This is a genomic window from Nodularia sp. UHCC 0506, from assembly GCF_034931045.1.
Taxonomy (GTDB): domain Bacteria; phylum Cyanobacteriota; class Cyanobacteriia; order Cyanobacteriales; family Nostocaceae; genus Nodularia.
In genome coordinates, this window is the sequence record NZ_JAYGHH010000038.1 from 45908 (window position 1) to 54572 (window position 8665).

Annotated in this window: 8 protein-coding genes and 1 tRNA gene; 2 read left to right on the forward strand and 7 right to left on the reverse strand. The window is 40.4% G+C overall.

The genetic code is table 11. The features are described from left to right. Positions 1–164: 164 nt before the first annotated feature. Positions 165–335: a hypothetical protein gene (locus VB654_RS18455; RefSeq protein ID WP_323215263.1), complete on the reverse strand. Its 171-nt coding sequence runs from the start codon at positions 333–335 to the stop codon at positions 165–167. After that, positions 307–378, reverse strand: a tRNA-Cys gene (locus VB654_RS18460). The genes VB654_RS18455 and VB654_RS18460 overlap by 29 nt, the downstream gene beginning before the upstream one ends. Positions 379–751: 373 nt before the next feature. Here VB654_RS18460 and cpdA point away from each other — a divergent pair. Beyond that, positions 752–1549: a 3',5'-cyclic-AMP phosphodiesterase gene (cpdA, locus tag VB654_RS18465; RefSeq protein WP_323215264.1), complete on the forward strand. Its 798-nt coding sequence runs from the start codon at positions 752–754 to the stop codon at positions 1547–1549. 1 nt (position 1550) lies between these two features. On the opposite strand, the gene VB654_RS18470 is transcribed toward cpdA, so the two are convergent. Further along, positions 1551–2156 carry a chromophore lyase CpcT/CpeT gene (locus tag VB654_RS18470; RefSeq protein WP_323215271.1) on the reverse strand — a complete coding sequence of 202 codons (606 nt, stop codon included), beginning with the start codon at positions 2154–2156 and terminating at the stop codon, positions 1551–1553. Between the two features lie 144 nt (positions 2157–2300). Between VB654_RS18470 and VB654_RS18475 the strand changes: the two genes are divergently transcribed. After that, complete coding sequence (locus VB654_RS18475; RefSeq protein WP_323215265.1) at positions 2301–3515, forward strand: tetratricopeptide repeat protein; 1215 nt, start codon at positions 2301–2303, stop codon at positions 3513–3515. A gap of 394 nt (positions 3516–3909) precedes the next feature. Here VB654_RS18475 and VB654_RS18480 read toward each other — a convergent pair whose 3' ends face one another. The 4 genes from VB654_RS18480 to VB654_RS18495 all read right to left on the reverse strand — a co-directional run bounded on the left by VB654_RS18480 (position 3910) and on the right by VB654_RS18495 (position 8565). Next, positions 3910–5175 carry a glycosyltransferase gene (locus tag VB654_RS18480; protein ID WP_323215266.1) on the reverse strand — a complete coding sequence of 422 codons (1266 nt, stop codon included), beginning with the start codon at positions 5173–5175 and terminating at the stop codon, positions 3910–3912. A 77-nt stretch (positions 5176–5252) separates the two neighbouring features. Then, complete coding sequence (locus VB654_RS18485; protein WP_323215267.1) at positions 5253–6515, reverse strand: glycosyltransferase family 2 protein; 1263 nt, start codon at positions 6513–6515, stop codon at positions 5253–5255. Positions 6516–6563: 48 nt separating this feature from the next. Continuing rightward, on the reverse strand, positions 6564–7823 hold the full coding sequence (locus VB654_RS18490; RefSeq protein WP_323215268.1) for a glycosyltransferase family 2 protein: 1260 nt from the start codon (positions 7821–7823) through the stop codon (positions 6564–6566). 268 nt (positions 7824–8091) lie between these two features. Beyond that, positions 8092–8565, reverse strand: coding sequence for a DUF2141 domain-containing protein (locus VB654_RS18495; protein ID WP_323215269.1), 474 nt, complete (start codon positions 8563–8565; stop codon positions 8092–8094). Positions 8566–8665 lie beyond the last annotated feature (100 nt).

The following is an 8665-nucleotide window of genomic DNA, read 5'->3' on the forward strand; positions in this document are numbered from 1 at the left end:
CATGCCAAGGCTGAAAACCGAACTAGAGCAAATCAGAGGATATGTGAGTTAAAACCAGTGTTAGGCGGTTCCAAGAGACTTCTGATTTTATTAACTATATTAAAGGTATGGCGTAATAATACACCTATGTACATAGGCGGTTAGGTTGCGGTAATCCTGTCTTCTTATACACACACAACCGCCTGATGCTCACCAAAATTCCCCATACAGCAGATAACAGCTTGGGGAATCTTTTTGGCTACTCGTTTGGCTACTGGATTGTTGGTTTCTAGAGAATCTAGGGGACTAAAATCGTTGAAACCCTGAAGGCGACAGGCGGATTTGAACCGCCGCATAAAGGTTTTGCAGACCTCTGCCTTACCACTTGGCTATGTCGCCGCGATCGCTCTCACGATTCCTTATCATAGCACAACTCATCGAAATTCACACCCTGGGTCTGAGGAAATTTTGCCTAACCTCAGCGAATTTAGCGGTTAATAGCATTTTCAGATTCCAGACGATGGCAAGGTTGAATGAAGATTTTTGGGGATAGTGTGAGGAATTGATGAATTTTTGCCCAGGATGGGTGACGTAAAATACAAAAAAAAATACAATTTCACTCTTAAGATGGATGAAAATTCGCCTGTTTTAAGAGATTGAGTGTTTTTTATGCTTTTTAGCTCTATGATCACATCAAATTTAGTATGAACTTGGTCAGCTACCTTCCCGGATAAGAACCAGATGTTAAGTTGCACATATCGCCATCAGTGAAATGAAACAAGTCTCTCCTATCTCAATTGCTCAGGTAACAGATACACATCTGTTTGCTTCGGAAAATCAGCAAATGCTGGGAATGCCTACCATACAGTCTTTTCAGGCAGTTGTAGAAAGATTGAAGGAGCTAAAAACTGAAGTTGATTTACTTCTGCTAACAGGAGATTTGTCTGGTGATGGTAAGCCTGATTCCTATGATAATCTCCAAAATTTAGTCAATCCACTCCAAATACCTGCTTACTGGATTCCGGGGAATCATGACTGTGCGATCGCAATGGATGACATATTAAATATGGGGATGGTTTCCCGGCGCAAGTCTTTTCATCGTGGTGGTTGGAATTTTATCTTACTCGATTCTTCGGTTCCTGGTTGTCTACATGGTTATCTCTCAGGTAAAACTCTCGATTGGCTAGACTCTGAATTAAAAATTCTGGGTGATTATCCCACTTTAGTGGCTTTACATCATCCACCTTTTCCCGTCAATTCGGCGTGGTTAGATAGTAGCATTCTCAAAAATCCGCAAGAATTTTTTGCTGTTCTCGACCGTCATCCCCAAGTTAAATTAGTTTTGTTTGGTCACATCCATCAAGAATTTCAACGCCAGCGTCATCAAGTCCACTACCTCAGTACCCCATCAACTGGACTTCAGTTTCGCTCAAAAAGTCCCACATTGATGATTGACCCCAAATACCCCGGTTTTCGCTTGTTGAAGCTATACCCCAATGGGATGTGGGAAACTTCTGTGGAACGAGTTCCTTATTGTCATCCATTGGAGTTAGCCGCTAAAGCATCCTAAATTATCTGACTTCTGACAGCGAAATCACTTCATCAGCAAAACTGTGGCGACGTACAAAGTGAAATGGCCCAGCGACAGACCCCCAAATATGTTCATTTGTTTCTAAATCACGTCCTCTGTCAAGACTGATAAATCTCTCCTCACTAATCTCAAATTCACTATCTAAATAGGTTTTTTGCCCTTTCCGAAAGACGATGCAGCCTTTTCCGGGTTCTACCTTACCTTTGAAGCTGTTACCACCCCACTCTACAGTCATGTTACATCCTGGTAACTTTTCTAAGCGATCGCTGGTTAAAGTTTTCAGGCGTTGCAAATCACGGGATGCGCCATAGAAGTTTTCTTCTTCCTTCACAGTATAGTTTTCGATTTCAATTCTATCCCCGGCATTGAGCAACTTTAAAACCCGCACGCGATAAGGGTCATTCAGCATATAATCATAAGCCTGTTCTACAAACAAACTGATTCCCGATAACACCTCTAGGGGTAGAGGACGCATACACACGCGAATATGAGCAAAAAAAGGTGGGTTTTCAAAAGCTTGTGCTTGATTGCTAAAATCAGCCGCCATCCAGCGAGCTAAGGTTGTAATATCCATAGAATTAGTCATGACATTTAAATTCTCTGGATTCATTGTAAAGCTTGTCCGTGGGGAGAATTATCGATTTTTAATGCGTCACACAAATTGGCAGTTAAAATTTTTGGGTATGCTAGTCATCACCTATGCCCTATTCCCATCTCAGGTAAAGTAATCATGCTCAGGCGCTTATGTATTATTATTACTGTCGCTGTCCTTTGTCAGCTTCACAGTTCGTTAACCCTAGCAGAGACTAAAAAGCCCAAACAGCCGACTAAATTTCTTGCTAATCCTCTAGAAGTTACCACTACCGATCCTCTGTTACCGCCTTCGATTAAAAGACAGCCGTTAACTCTCCCAGAACTGCAAAGTTTAGAGAGGGCGTTGGATGAGTTGAATCAAGAAGCAGCGGCCAAATTGCAAGCAGGTGATCAGGACACAGCGTTTGAGATTTGGAACCGGGAAGCCCGTTTGCGGTGGTATTTGGGTTCATTGGCTCAAGTGCAAACATTATCACGCTTTGGGGCGATCGCTTGGGGTCGAAATGCTAGTGAGCAGGTAAGATTTATTACACAGCGTTTGCAAACGATTCAAAAGCAAGCACAAAGGCAAAAAACTGTTGATTTAGATTTAATGCGATCGCTTGGTGAAGCATACCAAAGTGTGCGATCGCCTCAACTAGCTTTAGCAGTTTATGATCAAATTTTAACAGCAGTCCAACAACAACAAGATGCAGTTGCAGTCTTGCAAACCCTGACAATAATGGGCGAATTGCATTTGAGTTGGTTTGATTATCCTCAAGCAGCAGCCACTTATGAGAGATTATTGAATTTAACTGCTACCCAGAGCGATAAAACTAGTCAGTTAACATACCTGCAACAGCTACGTTATATATACCAGCAGACAAAACAACCCCAGCCAGCCCTAGATGTTCTCAAGAGAATAGCAGAAATTTATGAACAGGAAAATAATCTGATTAAAATTCCCGAATTAAAATTAGCCATTGGCTCAAATTATGAAACTATAGCCCAGGAAAATCCCAGTTTACTTAAAGAAGCATTTAACAACTATCAAGAAGCTTATCTTATGGGGATGCGATCGCGCCAATATGCTCGTGCTGCGGAAGCATTACAAAAGTTAATTGCCTTATATCGTACCCAAGAACAAATAGATGAAGCTTTGCAAACTAGCCAAATTCTAATTGAGACACAAGAGCAAGCCGTCAATTATTATGGCATGATGCAAGCTTACGACCAAATTGGGCAACTGTATTTAGAACGTCAAGAATATCCCCAAGCACTCGCAGCATTTCAAAAAGGATTAGAAATTGCTCAACAAATCAAACACAAAGAAACATATTTTGCACAGCAAATCGAGAAAGCAACAAAATAATTACTAATTCGTAATTCGTAATTCGTAATTCGTAATTTGTAATTTTAATAAAGTTAACTGATGGGGGTCGTCATTTTTTCTTTGTCATTGGTTATTGGTAAGGATTTTTGCCTTGCTTACTTTTCATAATATATAGGACTCCTATTTGAATTTTGAACAAAACGACCTATTCCTTGATTCCTTCTTCCCTGTTCCCTGTTCCCTGTTCCCTGTTCCCTGTTCCCTGTTCCCTACCTCTACGAGTAAATTCATAAACCAAACCGGATTCCTATAGTTTGGTTTTTTTCTACCTACCTACTTAGTAGTGTAAAAGCATATTACAGGTAAATGGAGTACAGACCCAAACCATGAAACTCTTGTGGGGCGGGCATCTTGCCCGCCATCAGTGTCCAAATTACGAACGAACGACAAATTCTAACTTCTTAACATCTTCAACTAGCTCATAAAGCTTATCTTCAAACTTTTGTGAACACGCTGACCAATCATATTGAAGAATAGAAGGACGAGCCTGTTCAGACATTTCTGCTTTAAGTTGAGAATTTGCCAAAATTGCCACCACCTTATCAGCAAAATCTTGAGGATTGTTCGCGTCAGCTAAAAAGCCATTACGACCAGAAATAACTTGTTCAGCCGTTGAAGGTGCAACCGCAGCTACCAAAGGAGTACCAGAAGCCAAGGCTTCGTTATTTGTTGTACAAAAATTTTCAGTTGCAGAGGGGTTAACAAATACATCTGCACGAGCAAACCAACCCAAAAGTTCTGTACCGTGAGACTCACCCCACATAGTAATACCTGCAAATTTTTGAGAACGCTGACGCAGTTCTTCATCCAGGGGACCACTACCAATAATCACCAAATGAACATCAGGAATTTTGGCAGCAATTAGCGGAAACATATTTATCAATTGGGTGACATTTTTTTCCGCCGTAATGCGTCCCACAAATAAGATAGTTGGTCTGTTATCGTCGGGAATGGGATTGTGGATAATATTTCTAGGGTGGAATTTCTCGCAATCAATTCCCTGATAAGGAACATATTCACCCCGTTGACAATTCAGTTCATTGTACTTCAAAAGTTGTGCTTGAGAAGGAAATAAGTTGCGGTCATAAACTTCGGTAGATTGTTTAACTAAAAAGGGAATAATCGGACGCATCAAATTGAAAACATGATTGCCTAAATAGTATTGAATATAGGCAACAATATCAGTGTGGAAAATTGAGATAATTGGAGTCCCAGTTTGTTTCGCGTATTCAACACCAATGGGGCGACCATAACCTTGCAAGAACATTGAATAGAAACCTCGCATTTGTGGGGCTTCTTCCACTACTATAATATCAGGTTGGAACTTTTCTAATAATTTGGTATCACTCCAATGGCGATGATGCAAGGGTTGAGGTAAAGACTTATAAAAAACTAGTGGCTTTGTGGGGAAAGCATAAGCAGAAAAGTTAGAAAAACACTGCAATTCTTCCAGTCCTGGCATCGGACGACTGCCAACTTTTTTCGGATACTGGTCATTAATTTCTGGGTGGACAAGAAAGACTTCATGCCCTTGTTCTAGCAGCCAACGCACCCGTTGGTGGACAGCAACTGAAACCCCTGTCAAAAAAGGAGCATATAATCCTGTAAACAGAGCAATGCGGAGAGGTTGCTTGTTCATAATTTTAGTAATTTTGTGAATTGTGGCGCAAACAAATGGGAGTTTTTATGCTTTTGGTAAAACAAAAAACTAGATGATCAATTCAAGGAAATATTAGGCGAAACAGGTTGGTCTATGGATTGATAAGGACGATATTCAACTAACCGAATCTTCCAGGGACTTTTGAATTTATAGGTGATACCGCGCCACTTAACTTTTGACATCCAGAGAGAAGAGAGGAAGACGAACCCATATACCCATTGTGTTAAGGGAATTCCCATTAACATCTTGAAAATTGCAGTCAGGGATAATTGTGGACTTGGTTGAGCGTGAGCGTGAATAACTAGCTGTACTCCTTGCTCTAATAAAAGTACCATCAACAGTAATGCCACCACATAGCTGCTATAGTAGCTAAGAGATAATGATGCAGCATACCATTGTCCAGTTAGCAAAGTTGCTACAAACAATACAGTCAAAAGCGTAGGACAGAGTATGGTTAAAATGGCATTACCAACCACTGCTAACCAATGGGGGTGATAAAGTCGGCAAAACAACAATTGACGCTGCATCCAAGATTTTAAACCAGTTAAATCACACTCTTCTTGATTCAGCATCATCAAAGAAGGTACAAATTTAATCTGTATTTTATGTTTACCTAAGATTTGACGCATCATTGTATCTTCACAGAAAGCTTTTCCCCACTTATCAAGCAATCTTGTTTGATGAATGATTTCTGTTTTAACTGCTAAAGTCCCACCCCAAGGAATGCCATATAAATACATCTGCACTACAGCATATACGTTCCACATATACCGAACTATAGAACCCCAATGGCTACCTGTAGGGACATACCAACGGTTTCCCGTTGTCGCGCCAATGTGGGGATTAGCTAAAGGAGTGACTAATTCACGCAGCCAATTATCATGAACAATTGTATCAGCATCTACTAATGCGATCGCTTGATATGAATCATCCAACTCTTTCACAGCTTGGATTAAAGCACTACATTTGAGACTGCAATTTTTACGGATAATTCGCAAAGGGCTAATTTGCACATTTGTCGCGCCATGTTCCTGGACAGTATCAGTAGCAATTGTCCATGCTGGATCTTCCATGCGATCAATGACTAACTTTAAATCATACTGGGCGTAATTCTGATTTAACAGTGCTTTCAAGCAATCACTCAAAAACGGGTCAGCACCACGGAGGCAAAGAATCACTGCCGTTTTGGGTAACTCTTCATCTGTTAAAAGATGTTTTTGGGATGAGGATAGATGCCACAAAAACACTAACATAAAACATACTTGAACAGCCAAGGCAACCGTTAAACACCTACATAGGAATATCACCAAATCATTCATCTTTTATTCCTACTGTCTGGTAACTGGGTTTAGACTCAGCACTCCTTATCAAAGAGAAATTTTGCTATCGGTAGGTTGATCCAAGAAATCATAAGGATGGTATTCAACTAATCGGATATTCCAAGGATTTTGCACACGATAAACAATACCGCGCCATTTCACTGTTGACATCCATAACGAAGAGAGTAAAGCCAAGCCATATACCCATTGTGTGAGGGGAATAGCAATGAAAATTTTGGCTATTATCACTGCCGTTAACTTTGTATTTGGCTGACCATGAGAGCGAATTACTTGACTTACTCCTAACTCTAAAATTAGTGTTACTAAGAGTAATCCCACAGTGTAAATGCAATAAGTGGAAAATAATAAAACTGCTAAATTCCATTGTGCATCTAACAAAGATAAGATAAACAGAATTATAGCCACAAAAGGAAACAAAATACTAGAAACAGCGTCACCAACAATAGCTAACCAACTGGGATGGTAAAGTCGAGAATATAATATAAGACGCTTGAGAGAGTCTATTAAGCCCAGTAAATCGCACTCTTCCCGATTCAGCATCATTAAAGAAGGTACAAATTTAACCCTCATCCCATGTTGCTTCAGGATCTTGTGCATCATAAAATCTTCGCCGAAAGCCTGTCTCCATTTATCTAGTAGACCTGTTTGGCGCAGTACCTCTGTTTTTATCGCTAAAGTTCCACCCCAAGGAACTTGGAACAGGTACATTTGCACCACAGTAGACACATTACCGATGTAGCGCACCAAAGAACCCCAATAGTTACCTGTAGGGACAAACCAACGGTTCCCTGTAGTCGCGCCCACTTTGGGGTCAGCTAAAGGACTAATTAATTCACGTAACCAATTAGCATGAACAATAGTATCACCATCCACTAAAGCGATCGCTTGATAAGAATCATCCAATTCTGAAACAGCTTGCAACAGCGAACTACATTTAAGACTACAATTATGTCGGATAGTCCTCAGAGGGCTAATTTGGACATTGCTGACTCCTTGTTCATTGATAATATCATTGACAATTTGCCAAGCTGGATCTTCTTGACTATCAATAATCAGCTTTAAATCATACTCTGGGTAATTCTGATTTAACAGTGCCTCCACACAATTAGGTAAATAAGGATCAGCCCCCCGCAAGCAAAGAATCACAGCCGTTTTGGGTAATTGCTCATCGGCTACTACATTTTCTTGATGTAACCGCAGGTATAACAGAAAAACCAACGCTAAACACATTTGAATAGCCAGCCAACTCAGCAAAGACTGAGTAATGAATATCGTCAACTCTTGCATATATATTCTTTGGCAAATTTTGCCTTGTGTAATGGCGAGTCGCGATCAAAGGAGAGGCAGTAGGGTGCAGAAACTTCTCATTCCCATCCCCTACCATCTAGTACAGCACGGCGTAAATAACCCACCCATCCCCAATTAATAAAAAGCTGGTAGTCACGAATTACGAATTATGTAAAGCCCTGACGGGCATAGCTGCGCTTACCGCGTAGCGTTTCCGCAGGAAATATTACGAATTACGAATTACGAACTACGAATTACGAATTACGAACTACGAATCAAGAGAGTATTTCATCAAAATATTGATTTTGGTATTTTGATTTTGCATCAGTATAAAACTGGCATCGTAAAAACTGGGTGTACCAGTTGCTATTGAGACAGTGGGATTTCGAGACAGGCCAAAACCTTCTTTGGGAATGCCAATAAAGTCTTTATTGAGTTTGCGATCGCCATTCTGATCATCTACTACCGCCACGGCATAAGTTCCCGGTTTCAAACCAGAAAATATATGAGTTAAAGTATTGCCTTGAGGCTGTACACAAGCACTTTTCAATACATCCTCAGTACTCATCGGAAATCCTTTAGCACGGGAGTAAATTCCCATGCAAATCTCCCCCTTTTGGCTACTAATTCCCTTGACTACAACTGTCAGCGTTGCAGTTGGCTCGGCATTCACAGTTTGCACAAAGCTAATACTCAACAAAGCAGCTAACAGTACACGACTAAAACCATTGAGTTTCAACATAGTTTGGTTACTTAAAAACGTGATTTTACTGGAAAATAATTTGTAACAGCAATCCCTTTAAGGGATGATTTTTTGTTTGTTGATAGATGGATAATTACAA

What these genes read in the sequence shown, in the direction of transcription:
- VB654_RS18495 (WP_323215269.1), bottom strand. Translation starts at nt 8,565, where the DNA reads ATGTTGAAACTCAATGGTTTTAGTCGTGTACTGTTAGCTGCTTTGTTG.
- VB654_RS18455 (WP_323215263.1), bottom strand. Translation starts at nt 335, where the DNA reads ATGCGGCGGTTCAAATCCGCCTGTCGCCTTCAGGGTTTCAACGATTTT.
- VB654_RS18480 (WP_323215266.1), bottom strand. Translation starts at nt 5,175, where the DNA reads ATGAACAAGCAACCTCTCCGCATTGCTCTGTTTACAGGATTATATGCT.
- VB654_RS18470 (WP_323215271.1), bottom strand. Translation starts at nt 2,156, where the DNA reads ATGACTAATTCTATGGATATTACAACCTTAGCTCGCTGGATGGCGGCT.
- VB654_RS18490 (WP_323215268.1), bottom strand. Translation starts at nt 7,823, where the DNA reads ATGCAAGAGTTGACGATATTCATTACTCAGTCTTTGCTGAGTTGGCTG.
- cpdA (WP_323215264.1), top strand. Translation starts at nt 752, where the DNA reads ATGAAACAAGTCTCTCCTATCTCAATTGCTCAGGTAACAGATACACAT.
- VB654_RS18475 (WP_323215265.1), top strand. Translation starts at nt 2,301, where the DNA reads ATGCTCAGGCGCTTATGTATTATTATTACTGTCGCTGTCCTTTGTCAG.
- VB654_RS18485 (WP_323215267.1), bottom strand. Translation starts at nt 6,515, where the DNA reads ATGAATGATTTGGTGATATTCCTATGTAGGTGTTTAACGGTTGCCTTG.